Here is a 20,262-nt window from a genome sequence, read left to right on the forward strand (position 1 = left end):
GAACTGAATCGTCGGATTGCCGTGTCACATCGGAGCACGGCACATCCGGATGGCGTCTCAGTAGCTGGCCACCAGCAGCTTGACCGCCTGGCAGGCGGTCTCGGTCTCAGCTTCCAGGCGCTCGGGATCGCCGTGGGCGGTCCAGGCGAGCAGCAAGCCATCGAAGAGGTTGATGAGCAGTCGACTGACGGTGATCAGTGCCGTCTGATCCAGCGCATCGCCAGTCGCCTTCTGGACGGCCTGCTGAGTCGCTTCGATAGAAACGGTATAGATCTTCGCTGCCATTTCCGGGTCGTTGCGCAGGTTCCAGAAGAAGAGTTCGAACTGGGTGATGGCCCGTTCGGGATGTGCGATGAACCATTTGACCAACTGGCGCAGCATTTCCCCGACCGATTCCGCGAGGTTGGCGCCTGCCGGAGGATGCAGCAGCGATTGCTGCGGCATGTTGATCAGGGACTCGTAGACCGCATAGAACAACTCTTCCTTGGTGTGAAAAACATAATGCAGCGAGGCCAGCGGCGAACCTGCCGCCGCCGCGATGCGTCGCGTCGTGGCGTTGGCTACGCCGTGTTCCGCGATCACCTTGATGGTCGCTTCAATGAAATCCTGCCTGCGCTCTTCCGCGCCTATCCGAGCCATTCAGCGTTCTCCCCTTTCGGCGTTGCACCCTCCGCCGGGTCCGGCGTCGGCGGTGACGAATGCTATCGCAAAGTCTTTTCCCGATCCACGAGATGAGCCGATGAACCCCATTCCTTTCGCGGGGCCGCAGCCGGTGTCAGGAGGGAGGTTGAACGCCGGATCTCACCTTGACGGACGTCGCGACGGTGCCGTTGGAAAATTTAAGATCAAACGACTTGATCAAATGACCATATTCATGAATCATGACCTCGCCGAGCAGCTGATACCCGGCCTTGGTAGCGCTAGAAGCGGGGCAGTGGTGATTGGCGCCCGGTCGGACGAGCCGGTTGCCCAGGCTCGTTGGATAGAACAATGATAAAACCAGACAGGTAGAAGGCAGATGGATACACGAAAACTCTCGACAGTCAGCGGTGATGCGTCGGTCGAACAGGTGGTGGAAATCATTCGGCGCGACGGCGGGGTCATCATTGCCGATTTCGTCTCGCCGGAGACGCTCAAGTGCCTCACCGAAGAGCTGGACACCTACCTCAATGCCACGCCTTGCGGAGAGGACCCTTATTTCGCAGGCACGCAAACCCGGCGTGTCGCTCGCATCATCGGGCGAAGCGATACGGCAGTGCAGGTTGCACTAAACCCGTTGTTCCTCGGGGCAGCGAAGCAGATCCTGCAGACACCTACCCATGTCTGGGTGGGCAGCGACCGCATCGAGATGGCGCCTGACATCCAACTCAGTATTACCCAGGCCATTCAGATCGGGCCGGGGCAAGGCCTCCAGCCGCTGCACCGCGACGATGCCACCTCGCTGTGGCGACATCCGCAGTTCGGGCGCGAGGCCCGCCTGCAAATCATGCTGGCCATCTCGGACTTCACCGAACAGAACGGTGCCACGCGCGTTATTCCGGGCAGTCACCAATGGGATGACGAGCGCATGCCGACCCAGGAAGAAACCATCGCCGCCGAGATGAAGGCTGGCTCTGCGCTGCTGTGGCTGGGGTCGGTCTATCACGGCGGTGGCGCCAATACCACGTCGTCCCCTCGTACTGGCCTGACCATGGCGTACGACTTGGCCATCCTGCGCCTCGAAGAAAATCACTTCCTGTCCATTCCCATTGAGCGGGTGCGCCAGCTCCCCGCAGAAATGCAACGCCTGCTGGGCTGGAGTGTGAGCTCCACGTTGCTGGGCTGGGTGGAGATCGATGGCCAGATGCGAGACCCGCAAGCGCTCTTGGACATGCCTGCTTTTTCCGAGCCGGGAAAAGGGTTCTGACATCTTGAGCTGCCATGAAGCGACCCATGTTGGGTGCAACGCTTCATGGAAATATCACTCAGCCCGCAGTGGTTGGAGTTGTTGAAATTTCGCAGCGGCATGGATGGGGGACTCTGTTTTCAGAGTTCGTGCAGTCTGCCGCGTATTGAATTCTGCCCGACAGGGCACAACCAAGGAGACAGTACATGGCGTACTCAATCGAATCGAAAGTGGGTGAGTTGCTGGACAACGTCAATACAAGCCAAGTCCTCGAAAAACACTTGCCCGGTATCAATAAACATCCGCAGATCGGCATGGTCCGGGGTTTTGCTTTGGTAACCGCGGCGAAATATTCCGGCGGGCTGATTTCTCAAGACGCGCTAGACAAAATTGATAGCGACCTGAGGTCTTTGGCCAGCTGATTACGGCAGGGATTCTGACCTGCTCGTACAAGCGCAATGACTGACGCAGGTCAAATAACTCAGCACGCACGCTAATCAGACGTTTGTCTTACGGACAAGTGCAGAACAACGACGCGACCTTATTGACAGAGGCTGTTATCGTGGAACTTATAGAAGTGAGTGTCCTGGCCGCCTGTGTGCTGCTAATGAGCTGCGGTCTATATTATGGGGTGGCATTCATCAGGCGAAGAAACTATCTGATTGGCGGAGAGTTTCTGATCGTAGGAATATCGGCAACGAATTTCATGGTTTTTATCGTTACGGGGTGGTTGGCTAATTATAATGTCGCCATGTATCTCGATGCCTTTTCCAGAGGAATTGGAATTCCTATTATTGCAACGCTTGGTTTGATGGCCGTAACGCATAGTTACAAGCCTTCCGTGACGAGTGACATCATATTGTTCTTGGCTGGTTTTGCGGTCGCAGCCGTTTACTTCCTATCCAGTTCATTCAAAGCGCTTCTCCCATATTTTTACGTGGTGATGTGGTTGGCTTACACGGCGTACCTGGCTTATTTTGTTTGGCTACTGGTCCGGGCCAGAGAGCTTGTGCATGCGTTTGCCACTACCCTGAGTGGTGTGGCTGGACTGACGATAGCCTTGCGATATGATTTCTTTCCAATTCCGGGTGACGACACAAAGATGGTATTCATGACCTTTGCTTTCTTGACATGGTCGTACTCGATTGCTCAGTCGTTTTATGCTTATGGTGCACTTCAGCGTTCTAGAAACAACTCAACTGAGGCATTGCTTGTCTGTCGTTAGATCAAGCAGAGGGGCTACGTATCAAGGTGTTTCGTTGATCTAAAACTCCAAGTCGGGCCCTGGCCCTGCTTCTTTACCGCCTCCAGGGGCGGTTTTTTTATTGGAAATGATGATCCATTTTCATGATTGGCACATGCAGTGAAAAAGTTAAACCTGTCGCAGCAAGTTCGACGAATTGTCAGGGGCGCGGATAACTAACCGGCGCGCCATGGAAGGGCAATTAGGGGTAACACCTGTTCCTTTACTTCCCATTAACTTAAAAATACTGACTGAACTTAAATCGCTACTAGCGACTAACTAACTGATTTATCTGACTTAATCACCCTAAGAGAACTTCTGGCATGTCGCTTGCTTTGTGATCACCTGACATGGTCAGTTGATCATGTCAGGTGATCAGCTTGCGGTAGGCGCCACTTTCCATGGGAAGGTCGGGTAGCCAGTGCAGGCCCTTTGTTCGAGGAGCCTCTAATGAAAGAAGTATCTACATGGCAGGAAGTCGACGTGCCCGCCCGCCGTATTTTCAGGCAGCTGCTGGCTACATTCGCGGTATCGACCGCGATCTGTTCGGCACAGGCTGCGCCCCAGGGGACCGAAGCGTTGGGTTCGAAGCTGACGCCGCTGGGCGGCGAGGTGGCCGCAAATTCAAGCGGCAATATCCCGGCCTGGAGAACTCCGGAGCCGCAAGGGGAGGGTTGGAGCTATGGACAGGTGCGCGGTGAGCATTGGAAGTTCAAGGGCGACAAACCCCTCTACAGTATCGACTCAAGCACTGTGGCGCAGCACGCGAGCCAACTGTCCCCAGCTCAGCTCGAACTGTTCAAGAAAATCCCGGGTTACCGCATGGACGTCTACCCAACCCGCCGAACCTGCGGCGTACCGGATTTCGTAGCTGAGAATACTCGGCAGAACGTTGGTTTCGCCAAGCTCGACGCCACCGGGCTTGCTCTCGAAGAGGCCCATGTCCCAGGCATCCCGTTTCCTCTCCCGACCACCGGCGCGCAGGTCATGTGGAACATGAAAATGCGCTACCGCGGTGTAGGTGTCGAAATTCCGAAAAGCATCTCAGGAATTTCGCCGCGCAAAGGGGGGGAATGGTTGCGCCAGTCGACCGACACCTTCTTTTTCACGCCGTGGGGAAAGAAAGGCAATGCACTGTTTTCGTCCGTTGGCCGTCTGGAGAACGCGACGTTCTCCAGTTACCAGGAGCCAGCGGCGCTGGCCGGCCAGGCTGGGGTGCAGACATCGGTAGCCGGCGAGCAGGCCACGACGTTCTACTACTTTCCCGGTCAGCGCCGGGTGAGGCGCATGCCGTCTTATTCCTACGACGCTCCGCAGATCGGGCTCGACAACCAGTACACCGTCGACGAAGCGAATGTCTTCTTCGGCGCCATGGACCGCTTCGATTGGAAACTGATCGGCAAGCAGGAACTGCTGGTGCCATACAACGCCTTTGGTGCCTATGACACCACAGCCAAGGTGGAAACCTTCGCCGGCAACGATTCCATCGCGCCGCAATCGCGTCGCTATGAACTGCATCGCGTCTGGGTCGTCGAGGCCAATGTTCGCCAGGGCATGCGCCACCAGGCGCCCAAGCGCCTGTTCTACGTCGACGAGGACAGCTGGAACCCGTTGTTGGCCGTTGACTATGACAAGCAGGGGCAGATCTGGAAAGTACGTGAAGGGTTCTCGATCCCCGTATACGAGACCGGTGCGTGCGACGTGCAGGCGCAGGTCCAGTACAACCTGGTCGATAGCCGTTACCTCTTCGACATGACCACCATCGGCGCGGGCAAGAACGATATCCGCTGGCTCACCGAAGACAGCGGCAACCCTCGCCTGAAACGCGACTTCTTCACCTCTGACAACCTGCGTGCCATCAGCGAGCGTTAAGCCCACGCCAGATCGAGAGGCAACATGAAAAAAATAATATCTAAAGCGTCAGGCCTTGCCATCGTGTGCGCAACCCCGCTGGCAATGGGGTTCACATTTGAAACCGAAACCCTCAATGGCTCCTTCGACTCCACGATCAGCGCTGGCTTGGGTGTGCGCACCGAGTCGCGGGGCTGCAACCTGATCAACCAGGGGCCAACCGGGCACAACGTACCCTCCGGCTGTCTGGCGCAAAGCTCCGGCGTGGCTGACCAGGGCGATCTGAACTACGACCGCGGCGACCTGTTCACCAACTATCTCAAGGGTACCCATGAGCTGTTGCTGAAGATGCCCGAAGACGTCACCTTCATGGCTCGTGGCACCTGGATCCGCGATTTCGCCGCCACCGATACCACCGGCACGCTGTCGTTCAACACCCCTGAGCGCGTAGGCGGCAACGGGTTGAGTGACGACGCGCGCGAGGACCTCGCCTTCAAGGCTCGTCTGCTGGACCTGTGGGTGAGCAAAGGTTTCGACGTGGGCGAGCAGCGGGTGCGAGCACGCTTGGGTAACCAAGTGATCAACTGGGGCGAAAGCCTGTTCGTGGCCGGCGGTATCAACAATACCAACGCCTACGACTACCAGGCCTTGGCGCGCCCCGGTGTGCAGCTCAAGGAGGCCGTGTTGCCGGCACCGATGCTCAGTGTCGCTTCGGGCCTGGGTTCGGGCGTCAATGTCGAGGCTTACTATCAGTTCCGCTGGAACAAGAGCGAGTTGCCGCCGGTGGGCAGCTATTGGTCCACCAACAACGCGCTGGGTGAGGGCAGGGGGGACTACGGGTTCTCCGAGAAGCAAGCCCGCGACAGCGGCCAGTGGGGTCTTTCGCTACGCTGGCAACCGGAGGACAGCGACATCAACTACGGTCTCTACGTGATGCGTTATCACGACAAGTTGCCGTCATTGCGCGTCGCCATTCTTGACCCGAATACCTTCGCCGCGGCCCCGACCTGGGAATATCAGGAAGACCGGATGATGTATGGCATCAGCGCGAACATGCCGGTCGGTGACTGGGCTGTCGGTACGGAGCTTTCGTACCGACCGAAGGACTCCGTCATGCTCAACCCGGCCATCGACCTGTGCTCCGGCAATGGCGGCAAATGCTGGAAAGACGAAAAGAAATTCCAGTGGCACCTCACCGGCCTTTACAGCTTCACGCCTTCGAACTCCCCGGAGTTCCTCGATTTCACCGCAGCCAGCACGGGCACTTTGCTGACCGAGTTGGTGGTCATCAAGTACCCAGGGCTGCATGACAAGGTCAATGGCGAGCCGCTCGCCGCAGGGCTCAATACCTGGCAACTGGACCCCGCGACAGCGCCCAAACCTCGGGGCGACAAGACCTCATCAGGTATCAACCTCGATTTCAGCCTGACCTATGACGGCACCTTGCTGCCAGGGTGGCAGGTCACCCCAGGTGCCTTCTATTCGCGCTCCCTGGGAGGCAGAACGCCGAACCTCAGCGCCACCTTCACCGAGGACGCGAGCAGCATGAATCTCTACCTGAATTTCGTACGAAACCCAGCCAGTTGGCAGGTTTCCCTCAACTACGCAAAGTTCATGGGTGGCGATACGCCTTATGACCAGCTGTATCGTGACCGCGATTATGTCGGCATCGCGATCTCCCGCACCTTGTGAGGCCTGCCGTGAACGGTTCTGTAAAACTATCTGAAGCCCCGGCACGTGGCCTGTTGTCACGCGTCGAGGGTGTGTTGTTCGGGCATCGTAGGCTGGTGCTGGCGAGCCTGGCGGTGTTCACGTTGTTCATGGGCTGGTTCGCCGTGCAACTGCGCATGGATGCCGGTTTCGAAAAGCAATTGCCGGTCGGCCACGAATACATCAAGACATTCGAGGCCTACCGCAACGACCTGATGGGGGCGAACCGCCTGACTCTAGTGGTCAAGGCCCGACAGGGCGATATCTGGAACGCCGCAGGGTTGAAGCGCCTGTATGACGTCACCCAGGCGTTGACCTTCCTGCCGGGCGTGTCGCGCAGCAGTGTGCGTTCTCTGTGGACACCCAATGCCTTCGTCAATGAAATCACCGAAGAAGGTTTTCGCGCCGATCCGCTGGTACCGGGTACGGTTTCCCCGGAGCACCTGGACGACCAGACCATCGCGACGATTGCCGACTCCACAGCCCAGGGCGGCTTCATCGGCACGCTGGTTTCTCGTGATCAGCGCAGCGCGATGATCACGGTAGAGCTCAATGAGTTCGATGCCAATGGCGACCATCTGGACTATGTCGCGTTCAACCACAGGCTGGAGAAGGAGATCCGCCAGCAATTCGAGGATGACGCATTCGAAATCCAGATCATCGGGTTCGCCAAGCAGATCGGCGACATCGCAGACGGCGCTTCAGCCGTGCTGGAGTTCTGTTTGCTGGCGCTGCTGCTGACGGCGGGAGCGGTGTACTGGTATTGCCACTCGCTGCGCTTCACTTTGCTGGCGCTGGTCTGTTCGCTGGCCTCGCTGGTCTGGCAGTTCGGCAGTCTGCGCCTGTTGGGGTACGGCCTGGACCCGCTGGCGGTCCTGGTGCCCTTCCTGGTTTTCGCTATCGGGGTCTCCCATGGCGTGCAGCAAATCAACTTCATCGTTCGCGAGATCGCGATCGGCAAGAGCGCCGAAGCGGCGGCGCGCTCAAGCTTCACCGGCTTGCTGATCCCTGGAACCCTGGCGCTGGTGACCGCATTGGTTTCCTTCGTGACGCTGCTGTTGATCCCGATTCCGATGGTGCAGGAGCTAGCAATCACTGCATCCCTTGGCGTCGCCTACAAGATCGTCACCAACCTGGTGATGCTGCCGTTGATGGCGTCTTTGCTGCGCGTGGATGACAAGTACGCGGCCGCGCAGGAAGTTTCCCGACAGCGCCGGTCCCGCTGGCTACGAGGCCTGGCTCGTCTCGCCGAACCGCGCAGGGCGCAGTGGGTGCTGGGCGTGGCCCTGGTGGTCTTTCTGGTCGCGTTCTGGCAAAGCCATGACCGCGTCGTTGGCACGCTGCAGGCGGGTGCGCCAGAGTTGCGCGAAGACTCGCGCTTCAATCGCGACGCCGTCGCCATCGCCAGCAACTACGACATCGGTCTGGACTGGCTCAGCGTGGTGTTCGAAGTCAATCGAGATACCGCTGGGCAAGACAGTCAAGTGGCCTGTGAGGATGTTGCCCTGGGCCAATACCAGGATCGCTTCGTGTGGGCGATGCAGGGGGTGCCCGGCGTCCTCTCGGTCGCGTCCTTCTCCACCACCATGCGCCAGTTCAACGAGGGCTACAACGAAGGCAACCCGAAGATGGCGGCCGTACCCATTGACCCGATGAACTACGCCGCGCTGGCCACCGAGGTTGCGCGCACGCCCGGGCTGATGCGTACCGACTGCAGCATGTCGGCCGTGCACCTGTACCTGGCCGATCATAAGGCGACGACCATCAACAGGGTGGTGGAAGCCGCCAAGGCGCTGCGCAGCGAGTATCCGATGCCGGGCATTTCGGTTCGCCTCGCCTCAGGCAATGCTGGTGTCCTGGCCGCCATCAACGAAGAGGTGGAAAAAAGCGAAACCCCGATGCTGCTTTACGTCTATGCCGCCATCGCACTGCTGGTTTTCGCTGTGTATCGCGATTGGCGAGCGGTCCTGGTGTGCTGCCTGCCATTGACCATCGGTACGTTCATTGGCTACTGGTTCATGAAGGAACTGCAGATCGGCCTGACCATTGCCACCTTGCCGGTGATGGTGCTGGCGGTGGGCATTGGCGTCGATTACGCCTTCTACATCTACAACCGTCTGCAGTTGCACCAGGCCCATGGTCAGTCGATCACCAAGGCCGTCGAGTACGCGTTGCTGGAGGTGGGCGTCGCGACCATTTTCACCGCCATCACCCTGGCAGTCGGCGTTGCCACGTGGGCGTTCTCGGAGCTCAAGTTCCAGGCCGACATGGGCAAGCTGCTGGCCTTCATGTTCATCGTCAACATGGTCATGGCCATGACTGTGCTGCCCGCTTTCGCCGTCTGGCTGGAGCGGGTGTTCCCGCGCAAGCGCCCCGTGCGCCTGATCGGCGCGCTGCTGCACTGAGGAGACAAGCATGAAATTGAGGATTTCATTTACCGCGGCCTTACTCGCTGCCGCATTGCCGTTAATATCTGTCCGTGCTGCGCCGTTGCAAGCAGTGCCGGCCGCACAGGTGAGCAACGCCACGCAGGCCACCGTCCTGGCCGCTGGTTGGGCCGGGGAACGCATGGTTGGCGTTGGCGACCACGGTGTTGTGTTGCTGTCCGATGACCAGGGCAAACAATGGCGCCAGGCACGCTCGGTACCGCTGTCCACTCCGTTGACGGGGGTGTCGTTCGTGGACGCCAGGCGCGGGTGGGCGGTAGGTCACTGGGGCGCGATCCTGGCTACTACCGATGGCGGAGAATCCTGGCAGATCCAGCGGCTGTCCACCGAAGAAGACCGGCCCCTGTTCGCCGTGCACTTTTTCAATGCCCGGCAGGGCGTTGCGGTAGGCCTCTGGTCGTTGGTGCTGACCACCGAAGATGGGGGCCGGACGTGGGCCGAGCAGGCGGTTCACGCACCGCCCGGGGCCACGCGGGCCGACCTTAACCTGATAGGGCTGTTTGCCGACGGCCGCGGCACGCTTTACGCCACCGCCGAGCATGGGCAGGTGCTGCGTTCCGACGACCACGGGAAAAACTGGCGTTACCTGGACACCGGTTACGAAGGCACCCTGTGGTCGGGCGCGGTACTGGCCGATGGACGTCTGCTGCTGGGTGGCCAGCGTGGCACCCTGTTGCAGGGCTCTGCCGATGGCAAGCGTTTTCGCAGAGTACCCACTCAAAGCAAGGGCTCTGTCACTGCCGTCGCGGTAGCGGGCGCTCAAGTGCTGGCGGTCGGCCTGGACGGGTTCAGGGTTCAGAGCAGTGATGGTGGGCACAGTTTCGAGCAAATGCAGTCGGCTGACGGCCTCTCGCTGACGGCGGCGCTGTTCAACGCCGATGGCATACCGGTTCTGTTTTCACGTCGTGGGGTCATGCCCCATCCAGAATGAAGGGCTGGCCGGGAGGTGTCTACCGGCCATCGGCCCAGAGGCCAAGCATCGCAAACCGATGCCTGGCCTCCTTGCCTGGCTGGGCATTTGAGTGATCGTCGCACCTTCAGGTAGACAAGCCAGCGGGGGAGTTTTCTAGAGTTGGAGGTAGTCTGCGAGGTCGGCGTAGTTATGTTGCCACAGGCCCGGGCTGCCATTGGGGTACTGAGAGCGGAAGCCGAGGATCTTCTGAACGCGTGGAGCGAGCGTCCTGACCAGCTCGAGCGGCACGATCAACGGGTAGGCTTCTTCAGGCGTGATGATCGAAGCCTGCATCGGTATGGTCAGCCCGCGACGGTAGTCGTCAGCGGTCACGTTGGCCCCGCCACCGTGAACGACTTTCCCGCCGAACAGCAAGGCATCCCCTGCTTTCAGCAGGGCAGGGATCGTCATCTCCGGCGTGCCCACATCGTCGAAGTTTTCCCAATCCTGGCTTCCAGGGATCAGGCGCGTGGCGCCGTTTTCCTCGGTGAAATCGGTGAGCGCCAGCATCAGGTTGGTGATGGCGCGTGGCGCGTGTCTGTTCATGGCCACGAACGGTTGGTACTGCGCCATGTCACGGTGCAGCATTTGCGCTTTGTTGCCCGGGCCGATCTCGATCAACTGGGCCGTGGTCAGCCACCAGTCACCGCATTCGGGGGCGTACAGCACGTTCCCCAATTCGTGAAAGAGGTCATCATCAAGGATTTCCTCACGAAAAGTCTTGCTGTGGGTGACGAGGTTGGTCAGCCGTTTGGTTTGATGGCCATGGAACTCGGCGATCAGCTCGTGCTCGTGCTTGGAGCCGGCATCGAGCGCGGCCAGGGGGGCGTCCAGTTCATGGTTGATCCGTTCGACTTGTTCGAGGGTCATGAAGTTGCGGATGATGACCGCACCTGCTCCGTCGCTCAGTTGCGCAATCTCTTGCGCTGAAGTCGAGCGGGTTACAACGGGCAGGCTGGGTAAGGTATCGCGAGAGGCTGACATTGAAGCACTCCAGATTGAAAGAACGGTTGGCGCAGGCGGGTTGATGTCTGTTCAACGGGCATCGGCGAGCAGGCCCGCTTGCACTGCGCTAAACCCAAAAAAGAACACGGAGCGTCACGGTGCCCCCTTGTATTTTTTGTTCAGGCAGTGAGTTCATGCTAGGTTTCCCCTGACCTTGCGCCAAGGTACGAACTGCACCATTTTCCCTGGATTTTTTGAGTGATTTGCACCGCCCATGACCAGTACGCCAACCCCTTGGCCGCACCCCTCGGAAGCCGTTCGTGAGCTCCTGCGCAAAGGCGCCGAGCTCGCTCAGACACTGCCGTCGGAGTGGGTCGAGCGCCTCAACCAGGCGCTTTTCTCCTCACCGGAAGATGCCAGGCTGCTGGAGGATCCTGTCATTCTCGCGGCGTGCCGACGCGCCAACCGGGCAGAGTTGCTGCACTGGGCGAACGCCAATCTGCAGCGCCCTGGAGAGCCGGTACAGCCCTACGTCTCGGCCGACATGGTGGACACGGCCAGGGAGCTCGCCCGCAGAGGGCTGTCCGAGTTGTTGATGAATGTCGCGAGGTCGACACAGAACACTGCCTGGGAGCTGTGGATGAAGATGGCTTTCAAAATGACCCGGGATCCGGTGGTGCTCGAGGAATTCCTGGACGTGTCGTCGCGGTCGATTGCCGAATTCATCGACGGCAACATGCGGCTGGTGACGCAGATTATCCGGGAAGAAAAGAGCGTTCAGGCCTGTGATGACCACGTCGACAAACGGAGCTTGGTCAATCGGCTGCTCGATGGCAGAGAGGTGGATACCGAGCACTTCGGTAGACGCCTGGGCTACAGCGTTTCCCAGAAACACTTTGCCTACCTCGTCTGGAGCGAGACCCCGGATGCCGACATCCGGAATCTGGAGGATATGGCGCGCGCCCTGGCTCGCCTCACTGGATCGACGTCGCCCCTTATCGTATCGGCAGGGCCCGCCACCTTGTGGGTTTGGTGCAGCGCGGCAAAGCCGCTGGACGTGAACAAACTGCGCGACGTCTCGAACCAGTATCCAGAACACCGCGCGTCGGCAGGATCTTTGGCAGCGGGGCCCAACGGTTTTCGAAAGTCACATCTTGAAGCTCTGGCAACCCAGCGACTCATGGGGAGGCTTGCTGGAGCGCCCGCCGTCGCCACCATAGACCAGGTCAGGATGATGTCACTGATCACGCAAGACGCCCGCGCGTCCAAAGAATTCGTTGTCAGCACCCTGGGCCGCTTGGCGACGCAGTCCTGGGTATTACAGCAGTCGTTACATGCATTCCTGGCCCATGGTTGCAACATCACCCAGACCGCTGAAGCGCTGGGGACCCATCGCAATACGCTGCTGCGCAGGCTTGAGCGCGCTCAGGATCTGTTGCCGGTTCCGTTTGCCGACTACCGGATCCAAATAGCCGTGGCACTTGAGCTGGTGATTTGGAACACTCCGTTTGATCGCGACGGTGAAACTAAAGGCAGGGGCCAAGTCACTCAGCCGCAAATATAGGCGAGTCGCAGGTAGCCGACGCCGGCCGTCAAAACCATTTCTGACAAGAATGTCAGGAAGCAGTCAGCCTCCAGACACTTTGCCTGTCTAAACTCTGTAGGTTGCCCCCGCGTCCACAGAGGAACCACTTGATGCGTCTGCTCATTGTCGAGGATGAAGAAAAGACGTCCTCCTATGTCCATCGTGGCTTGAGCGAGCTTGGCTACATTGTCGATGTCGCGACCAATGGCATTGATGGCCTGCACTATGCGGTGGAGATGGATTACGACGTGGTGATCCTCGATGTCATGCTGCCAGGCAAGGACGGCTATGGCGTTTTGCAGGGGCTGCGCCTGCACAAGAAAACCCCGGTGATCATGTTGTCGGCCAGGGGCACGGTGGATGATCGTGTCCGGGGACTGCGAGAGGGCGCCGATGACTACCTGGCCAAACCTTTTTCCTTTGCCGAGCTGGTCGCGCGGGTCCAGGCCCTGATCCGACGTCGTGCCGATGACGCTGCCGACCCGACCCACCTGCGCATCGACGACCTGGAGGTCGACCTGCAAGCACGCAAGGTGACACGGGGCGGGGTGCGGCTGGACCTGACAGCCAAGGAGTTCTGTCTGTTGAGCCTGCTGGCACGGCACCAGGGGGAAATTCTTTCCAAGTTGATGATTGCCGAACAGGTCTGGGACATGAATTTCGACAGCGACGCCAACGTGGTCGAGGTTGCGATCAAGCGCGTGCGAGCCAAGGTCGATGTGCCGTATCCGCGCAAACTGCTGCATACCGTCCGCGGCATGGGCTATGTGTTGGAGAGTCGTGACGCCAACGACAGGCCGGTCGGTGCGCAGTGATGAAAGGATCGATTGCCAAGCGGCTTGCCCTGATGTTTGCGCTAGCGGTCACGCTCATCACCGCTGTCAGCGCGACGCTGTTGCGCTGTTCCTTGAAACAATCGCTCGAAGACCAGATGCAGAACGAGCTGATCCTGCGTCATTCCGTACTCGATCCGGTGCTCGCAAAATATGATTCGCCGCAATTCTGGATCGGCTTGCGCCAGAAGCTCGACGGGCTGACGCCCGCAGACGAGCGGGTGCGCTATTGGGTGCTGGTTGACGACCCCGCCTACAGTTATGGCGGGGCGATGCCGGACGGCAAGGATTGGTCCAAGCGCCCGGATGGTTTTTCCACCGTCGAAGTACCTGATCGGGATCGGCCCCTGATGCTGATGATCAAGACCATCACGGCCATGGGCAGCCGGCCGGAGTTACGTTTTATCGTCGGGCTCGATTCGACCCCGTTCATGAAGACCCTGGACCATTTCACCAAGATCCTGGTCCTGACCTCGGCCCTGGGCGTCGTGCTGGTCGCTCTGTTGGGCTACTGGATCGCGCGTTTTGGCCTGGGGCCGGTCAGGCGCCTGAGCCGTCAGGCCAACAGCCTGCCACCGGGAGATTCCAAGCAGCGACTGGACACCGAGGCGCTGCCCGGCGAATTGCAAGAATTGGCGGTGTCGTTCAATGGTGCCTTGGCTCGCCAGGAAGCGGCCTGGTGCCAGCTCGAAGGTTTCAATGCCAATGTGGCCCATGAGCTGCGAACGCCACTGACCAACCTGATCGGCCAGACTCAGGTCGCGTTGGCCCATGGGCGGGACGTGAACGAGCTTCAGGATCTGTTGCAGTCCAACCTCGAAGAGCTGGAGCGGATGGGCACTATCGTCAACGACATGCTGTTCCTGGCGGGCGCCGAAAGCGGCCAGCGCGCAACCGAGCTGAGTGATGTCTCGCTGAACGAAGAGGCGTCGAAGACGGTTGAATATCTGGAGCCGGTCCTGCATGACAAGCAACTGAGCGTAGTGATCCAAGGCGACATGCACATGTGCATCGACCGTCGCCTTTTCCACCGTTCCCTGGCGAACCTGATACAGAACGCGGCGCGATACGCGGTGCCGAGCAGCACGATAACCGTGAGCCTGGTCAGCCACGGCATGCAGGCCGAGGTCAGCGTATCCAACGCTGGCGAGCCGATTGATAACGTGCACCTGGAACGCTTGTTCGAGCGTTTCTATCGTGCCGACGCCGCCCGTGCACGAAGTGATGCGCACCATGGCCTGGGGCTCTCCATTGTGCGGGCGGTGGCCTCCATGCACGGTGGCCGGGTGTTCGCCCACAGCAGGGACGGCCTCAATACCTTCGGTTTCTCCCTGACAAGCCAGGCAGCGCGCTAGCCGCCACACCCTCGATTTGCGCTGTTGCATTCAGCGCAAGCCGGTGTTTCTCCAGTGCCGGCCTTTGACATGTTCCTGTCAGTCGGCAGTCACCTTGACGTCAGTGTCCTGCTCCTAGAGTGCTACCACCATCTCGGTAAAGGCAGTCGTGGAGTCTCACCATGAATATCCAGAATGTATCGGTCGCCAGTCTGCTGGCAGTCATCACTTTGAGCGGTTCACCTCTGTTTGCCAAAGAACAAACGCAACCACCGGCTTACGAGTACGGCATGCCGCTGGACGTCGCCCAGGCCATTCGTATCGAGGCGCCGCAATCGCCCGTTTGCGAAGTGGTGCCGGCAACGATGACCTACGTGGATACGCACGGCGAAATCCGCCGGGTCAGCTTCCTGCAACTGTCTGATGCATGCGCCATCCAGTGAGCGCTGGCCGTATCGGTTCCATCTTCAAATAGAGAGCACTCAACCATGTGGAATACAACAACAAGCTTTTACGCATTCGATTTCAAGAACCTCACGAGTCCGCTGCTCAGGCTGGCGCGAGCGCTGGCCGCCGGCGTCGCGTTGCTCAGCGCCGTGAGCGTCGACGCTTCGGCCCGGGTTGCCCCGAAACCCGACTGGTCGACCGACGATATTCCGTCCCAGAACGGCAGGATCGTCCTGATTACCGGCGGCACCAGCGGCATGGGGTATGAGGATGCGCTGGCGCTGGCGCGGGCCGGCGCCGAAGTGATTATCGCGGCACGCAATCCTGAACGCGGAGCCGAAGCCATCGCCCGTATTCGACAGGCGGTGCCTGACGCCAAGGTGCGCTTCGAGGCCGTGGACCTGGCCAACCTTTCATCCGTACGCGGCTTGGCCCAGCGCCTCAACCAGACGCTGCCGCGCCTGGACGTGTTGATCAACAATGCCGCCATCATGGCGCCGCCGGAACGCGGCACCTCGGCGGACGGTTACGAACTCCAACTGGCGACCAATTACCTGGGGCATTTCGCATTGACCGGCTTGCTGGTGCCGCTCTTGCGCCAGAGCGAGGATGCGCGGGTGGTGAGTCTCTCAAGCATTGCCGCGGCGCGTGGCACGGTGAATTTCGATGACCTGCAGTTCGAGCAGAAGTACGACCCTTATGCGGCCTACGCGCAATCGAAACTGGCCATCCTGCAGTGGGCCTTTGCATTGCAACGGCGCAGCGATGCCCAACAGTGGGGCATTCGCAGCGTTGCCGCGCATCCGGGTGTAGCGGTCACCGAGTTGATTGCGCGAGGTCCGGGCCTCAACAGTGAGTTCGGCCAACGCTGGGCAAAGGACCGCGACGTGTACCACTCGGCGGCGCAAGGGGCGTTGCCCACGTTATATGCCGCCACCGCACCGCAAGCCAACGGTGGAGCCTATTACGGCCCGACCGGAGACGAGGAAAAACGCGGTCCGCTGGGCTTGGCCAAGACGCCAGCCGCGGCGACCAACCAGACGGATGCCGAGCGGCTCTGGGCCGTCTCTGAACGGCTGACCGGCATCACCTACCCCTGATGCGAACATGGGCATCGGGTTCGTCCGGTGCCCATCCTCTGACTTGTTAGCGTCTCCCTGGAGTTCCCATGCGTACGCCTTCCTATCTGCACCGGCTGAGCCGCGCCGTTAACGCCCGCGACGGTGAGCTGTTTGCGGCGCTGTGCGGTTTCTTGTTGTTCCTGTGCCTTTTCACCGGTTACTTCATGCTGCGCCCGATCCGCGAGTCGATGGGCATCGCGGCGGGTGTGGAGAACCTGCAATGGTTGTTCACTGCGACGTTCGTCGCCATGCTTGTGGCCGTTCCTTTATTCGCCTGGCTCAGTGCCAGGGTACCGCGCCTGCGCCTCATCGATTGGGTGTACGGTTTCTTCGGGCTCAACCTGTTGATGTTCGTCGAGGTCTTCCAATTCCAGCCGGACAGCATCTGGCTGGCCAGGGTCTTCTACGTCTGGATCTCGGTCTATAACCTGTTCGTCGTATCTGTGGCCTGGAGCTTGATGGCGGATGTATTCGACAGCGAGCAGGCCAAGCGGCTATTTGCCTTTATCGCGGCGGGCGCCAGCATCGGCGGCCTGCTGGGGCCAGCCCTGAGTGCGCTGCTCATCGAGCCCGTTGGTGCGTCAGGCTTGATGCTCCTGGCGGCGCTGCTGCTCGGCGTGACGCTGGTCTTGAAGCGGGCATTGATGACATGGCGCGAAACGGGCGGGGCGGGCCGTCCTGGCGCCGCGCCGACGCAACCCACCCGCCAGCCCTTGCAAGGCAACCCGTTCAGTGGCTTGACGGCGGTGCTCCAGTCACCTTACCTGCTGGGGATAGCCGGATTCGTGGTGCTGCTGGCGACGGTCAGTACCTTTCTCTATTTCGAGCAGGCGCGGCTGGTGGCCGAGCTTTACCCGGATCGCGCTTCACAAGTGCGCGTTTTCGGCACCATCGACATCATCGTGCAGGCGGGCGCGTTACTGTCCCAGCTGTTCATCACCGGTCGTATCGCGCCTAAGCTGGGGATCCGTGCGTTGTTGGCCATCGTGCCGTTGCTGATGTGCATCGGCTTCGTCGGTCTTGCATTGGCGCCCGGATTTGCCCTGCTTGCAGCGTTGATGATCATTCGGCGCATCGGCGAGTACGCGTTCGTCAGGCCGGGCAGGGAGATGCTCTTCGCACCGCTGGACGCCGAGAGTAAATACAAGGCCAAGAACGTCATCGACACGGTGGTTTATCGCGCCGGCGACGCCATCAGTGGTTGGGCCAAGAGCGTGCTCGACATGCTGGGGCAGGGCGCCGGCCTGGCCGCAATGGTAGGCGCGTGTTGCGCGTTGCTGTGGGGGTATCTGGGCTGGCAGCTGGGCCGTCAGGCGGATAATGCCGCCTCGCGGGAGCTACGCCTGGCGATTATCTCGACCAGGACATCGCGTCCTTACGGTTAATGGAAGGTGATACGGATGACACTGAAAAACAGGGTATTGGCAGTGGGCGCGGTGATTGCCTTTTCGGTTTTCTCCACGGTCTTTGCGAGCGCAGAAAATCCGTTTGTCGGCACCTGGCGCGTCATCAGCGCAACGGTTGAGCGCCAGGGCGGTACCTCGGATGCTTATGGACCTAATCCTCATGGCTGGCTCGTTTTCACCGCAGAGCTGACGTTCGTTGAAGTGCTCACTGATCCGCGTGTGCCGGCGTTTCGCTCCGCCGTTCGTGGCGAAGGCACCGATGAGGAAAACCGTGCGGCCATGGCGGGTAGCATCGGTTTCTTCGGACGCTATACGGTTGACCAGAATGGCGAGTTCACCGGCAACACCGTTGAGGGGTCTACTTTTCCAAACTGGGTGGGCGCTGTGCGTACGCAGGATGACTTGCAACTGAAGGTCGATGGCGACCGGATGGTGGAAAATTTTCGGCGCCCCGATGGGTCCAGGGTTCACATCATCTTTGAACGCGTCAGGTAATTTCGATTTTCGCCCCTGGCAGCGGACACATCGCCTCCTGCCCGTCTGGGCAGGGGCAGCGACCAGGGGCGTCCATTCTTCAGGGCGTGATCGGCAGTTCAATGAGATTCGGGCAGCCTGAGCGAATACCTTCTTCGACAGCTCCCGCAATATCGCTGGCGCGCTCGATCCTGCGCGAAGGGATGCCCAGGGAAGAGGCGAGGGCCAGGAAATCGATGGCCGGGTTGCAGAGGTCCATGCCGATGAACTGGTGAGTGCTTGCACTTCGGTAGTGCGCCTGGCTACGGGCGTAGTTCTTCAAAATGTTGTATTCGCCGTTGTTCATGACAACGAACGTCACCGGCAGCCGTTCATGCGCCGCCGTCCAGAGTGCTTGCGGTGAGTACATTGCCGAACCATCACCGACCAGGCAGACGACCGGGCTGCGATCCAGGCCAAGCGACGTACCGACAGCCGCCGGCATACCCCAGCCCAGGATGGCGCTGCGGGTAAAAAGATACTGGCGAGCCGAATGGGAATCCAGGCAGGCACGAACATGAGCAATCGTGGCGGGTGCTTCGTCGACGATCCAGACGTCCGGCCCGATAGCCCGGACAGCCTCGTGGGCAGCCACGAAAGGCGTTGTCACCGGCGTGTCGAATTCGCGACTGACGCGAGCGGCGACGTCGGCACGACGTGCATCGCGTCCCTGGCCAGCGTTGTGTCGCAGCGTCGCAATGGCCTTGCTGTGTGGGTCCAATTGCTTGTCCAGTATCGGCAACAGCGCTTGCAAGGAGAGTTTTAAATCCCCGATCAGCCCTAGCGCTGTCTCGTGGACTCTGCCCAGTTGGTGCCCATCGCCGGTCAACTGGATAAGGCGACAGTGAGGTGGAATAGCCGGCCCCTGGGAATATTGATAGCTGATCAACGAATGGCCACCGAGCAGAAAGACCGCGTCGAAGTCAGAGAGCGCCTCTCTGATATCGGAAGCCTTCGCAGACAACGTTCCCTGCCACTGCGGATGAGCCGTCGGGAACGGAATATGCCCGGGCCAGGATGGTCCGTAGACCGGCGCGCCGAGCGCTTCGGCGAGCATCACGGCTTCGACTTCCGCGCTCGACTGGATCACTTCCTCTCCCACGATAATTGCCAGGCGGCCGGGGGTGATTGTCGCTAAGGCAGCGGCCAGTTCTTCAATCGCCCCGGTCACGGCCCCGCGTTCTATTCGCGATGGTGGGCCGACCGTCACATCCGCGTGCTGCTCCATCACGTTAATCGGCAGGGAAAGGAAAACCGGGCCGGCCGGCCCCGTGCGGCAGTCCTGAAACGCACGACGCAGCAGCATCGGGATATGCTCGGGATGATGAATTTCCTCCGCCCATTTGACGCTCGGGCGGGCGAGGGCGACGAGGTCTCCGTGGAGCAGCGGGTCGGTCACGCCATGTCGCGTGTCTTGTTGACCCGCCGTAATGACAAGCGGCGTATTGGCCATTTTCGCGTTGAGAATTGCGCCCATTGCATTGCCGAGCCCACCGGCCGTATGGAGGTTGACGAAGCCGGGGCGACCGGATGCCTGCGCGTAACCATCGGCCATCGCGACCACGGAGGTCTCTTGGAGACCGAGGATATATTGGATGTCTGAGGCCCCGGAGAGGGCGTCGAGCAAAGCCAGTTCGGTTGTTCCCGGATTGCCGAAGACGTAGCGTACACCTTCGCTGCGAAGCACCTCTACGAACAGGTCCGCGCCGCGTTGCCCGCGGCTTTTGAGAAGAACATTGGATTCTGAAGGCATGACACCGAGCCTCATCAGGTCTGGAGGCTTTAATTTAACTGGATTCCTGTGACGACTGTAGTGCGGCATCGGATTGCCCGAGCCAGGATGATATCTGGTGAATGCAGTCGATTACCTTGTGTGCACCGCATCGGACCCTCACTATGGGCGGAGCCCGGTGCGAGGATGTCACTCGAAGCGGCAGGCTTCTTCAAAAGACAAACGTGGATCACGTGGATAGAGACGGGAGTCGTCACT

At 60.0% G+C, this 20,262-nt stretch carries 17 protein-coding genes; 14 read left to right on the forward strand and 3 right to left on the reverse strand.

The window, feature by feature from the left end; genetic code table 11:
- Window positions 1-57: 57 nt before the first annotated feature.
- Window positions 58-639: a TetR/AcrR family transcriptional regulator gene (locus ACLEJQ_RS02375; protein ID WP_440791809.1), complete on the reverse strand. Its 582-nt coding sequence runs from the start codon at window positions 637-639 to the stop codon at window positions 58-60.
- Between the two features lie 379 nt (window positions 640-1,018).
- Here ACLEJQ_RS02375 and ACLEJQ_RS02380 point away from each other — a divergent pair, with 379 nt between their 5' ends.
- The 7 genes from ACLEJQ_RS02380 (at window position 1,019) to ACLEJQ_RS02410 (ending at window position 10,067) form a co-directional block, all read left to right on the forward strand.
- Window positions 1,019-1,906: a phytanoyl-CoA dioxygenase family protein gene (locus tag ACLEJQ_RS02380; RefSeq protein WP_440791811.1), complete on the forward strand. Its 888-nt coding sequence runs from the start codon at window positions 1,019-1,021 to the stop codon at window positions 1,904-1,906.
- Window positions 1,907-2,091: 185 nt separating this feature from the next.
- Window positions 2,092-2,307, forward strand: coding sequence for a hypothetical protein (locus ACLEJQ_RS02385; protein WP_440791812.1), 216 nt, complete (start codon window positions 2,092-2,094; stop codon window positions 2,305-2,307).
- Between the two features lie 155 nt (window positions 2,308-2,462).
- On the forward strand, window positions 2,463-3,110 hold the full coding sequence (locus ACLEJQ_RS02390; RefSeq protein ID WP_440792119.1) for a hypothetical protein: 648 nt from the start codon (window positions 2,463-2,465) through the stop codon (window positions 3,108-3,110).
- Between the two features lie 468 nt (window positions 3,111-3,578).
- Complete coding sequence (locus tag ACLEJQ_RS02395) at window positions 3,579-5,000, forward strand: DUF1329 domain-containing protein (RefSeq protein WP_440791814.1); 1,422 nt, start codon at window positions 3,579-3,581, stop codon at window positions 4,998-5,000.
- Between the two features lie 24 nt (window positions 5,001-5,024).
- Window positions 5,025-6,671, forward strand: coding sequence for a DUF1302 domain-containing protein (locus ACLEJQ_RS02400; protein WP_440791816.1), 1,647 nt, complete (start codon window positions 5,025-5,027; stop codon window positions 6,669-6,671).
- An 8-nt stretch (window positions 6,672-6,679) separates the two neighbouring features.
- The gene (locus ACLEJQ_RS02405) at window positions 6,680-9,094 is read left to right on the forward strand and encodes an efflux RND transporter permease subunit (RefSeq protein WP_440791818.1); all 2,415 of its coding nucleotides are present in this window, start codon (window positions 6,680-6,682) and stop codon (window positions 9,092-9,094) included.
- A 10-nt stretch (window positions 9,095-9,104) separates the two neighbouring features.
- A complete protein-coding gene (locus ACLEJQ_RS02410) occupies window positions 9,105-10,067 on the forward strand; it encodes a WD40/YVTN/BNR-like repeat-containing protein (RefSeq protein ID WP_440791820.1) in 963 nt (320 codons plus the stop codon).
- Window positions 10,068-10,202: 135 nt separating this feature from the next.
- Here ACLEJQ_RS02410 and ACLEJQ_RS02415 read toward each other — a convergent pair whose 3' ends face one another.
- Window positions 10,203-11,072, reverse strand: a complete 870-nt coding sequence (locus ACLEJQ_RS02415) for a phytanoyl-CoA dioxygenase family protein (protein ID WP_440791821.1) — start codon at window positions 11,070-11,072, stop codon at window positions 10,203-10,205.
- Window positions 11,073-11,307: 235 nt separating this feature from the next.
- Here ACLEJQ_RS02415 and ACLEJQ_RS02420 point away from each other — a divergent pair, with 235 nt between their 5' ends.
- From ACLEJQ_RS02420 to ACLEJQ_RS02450, 7 genes are all read left to right on the forward strand, one after another.
- A complete protein-coding gene (locus ACLEJQ_RS02420) occupies window positions 11,308-12,597 on the forward strand; it encodes a PucR family transcriptional regulator (protein WP_440791823.1) in 1,290 nt (429 codons plus the stop codon).
- A 131-nt stretch (window positions 12,598-12,728) separates the two neighbouring features.
- Window positions 12,729-13,433: a heavy metal response regulator transcription factor gene (locus ACLEJQ_RS02425; protein ID WP_440791825.1), complete on the forward strand. Its 705-nt coding sequence runs from the start codon at window positions 12,729-12,731 to the stop codon at window positions 13,431-13,433.
- Window positions 13,433-14,806 (forward strand): heavy metal sensor histidine kinase, encoded by a 1,374-nt coding sequence (locus tag ACLEJQ_RS02430; RefSeq protein ID WP_440791827.1) that lies wholly within the window; start codon window positions 13,433-13,435, stop codon window positions 14,804-14,806. The genes ACLEJQ_RS02425 and ACLEJQ_RS02430 overlap by 1 nt, the downstream gene beginning before the upstream one ends.
- Before the next feature lie 161 nt (window positions 14,807-14,967).
- The gene (locus ACLEJQ_RS02435; protein WP_440791829.1) at window positions 14,968-15,228 is read left to right on the forward strand and encodes a DUF2790 domain-containing protein; all 261 of its coding nucleotides are present in this window, start codon (window positions 14,968-14,970) and stop codon (window positions 15,226-15,228) included.
- Between the two features lie 45 nt (window positions 15,229-15,273).
- Window positions 15,274-16,332 (forward strand): oxidoreductase, encoded by a 1,059-nt coding sequence (locus tag ACLEJQ_RS02440; RefSeq protein WP_440791831.1) that lies wholly within the window; start codon window positions 15,274-15,276, stop codon window positions 16,330-16,332.
- Window positions 16,333-16,400: 68 nt separating this feature from the next.
- The gene (locus ACLEJQ_RS02445) at window positions 16,401-17,738 is read left to right on the forward strand and encodes an NTP/NDP exchange transporter (protein WP_440791833.1); all 1,338 of its coding nucleotides are present in this window, start codon (window positions 16,401-16,403) and stop codon (window positions 17,736-17,738) included.
- A 15-nt stretch (window positions 17,739-17,753) separates the two neighbouring features.
- The gene (locus tag ACLEJQ_RS02450) at window positions 17,754-18,254 is read left to right on the forward strand and encodes a lipocalin-like domain-containing protein (RefSeq protein ID WP_440791835.1); all 501 of its coding nucleotides are present in this window, start codon (window positions 17,754-17,756) and stop codon (window positions 18,252-18,254) included.
- A 79-nt stretch (window positions 18,255-18,333) separates the two neighbouring features.
- On the opposite strand, the gene ACLEJQ_RS02455 is transcribed toward ACLEJQ_RS02450, so the two are convergent.
- Entirely contained in the window at window positions 18,334-20,025 is a 1,692-nt protein-coding gene (locus ACLEJQ_RS02455; RefSeq protein WP_440791837.1) for a thiamine pyrophosphate-binding protein, read from the reverse strand.
- Window positions 20,026-20,262: the final 237 nt, after the last annotated feature.

Origin of the sequence: Pseudomonas sp. SMV71 (assembly GCF_052042015.1) — a bacterium.
Lineage (GTDB): Bacteria > Pseudomonadota > Gammaproteobacteria > Pseudomonadales > Pseudomonadaceae > Aquipseudomonas.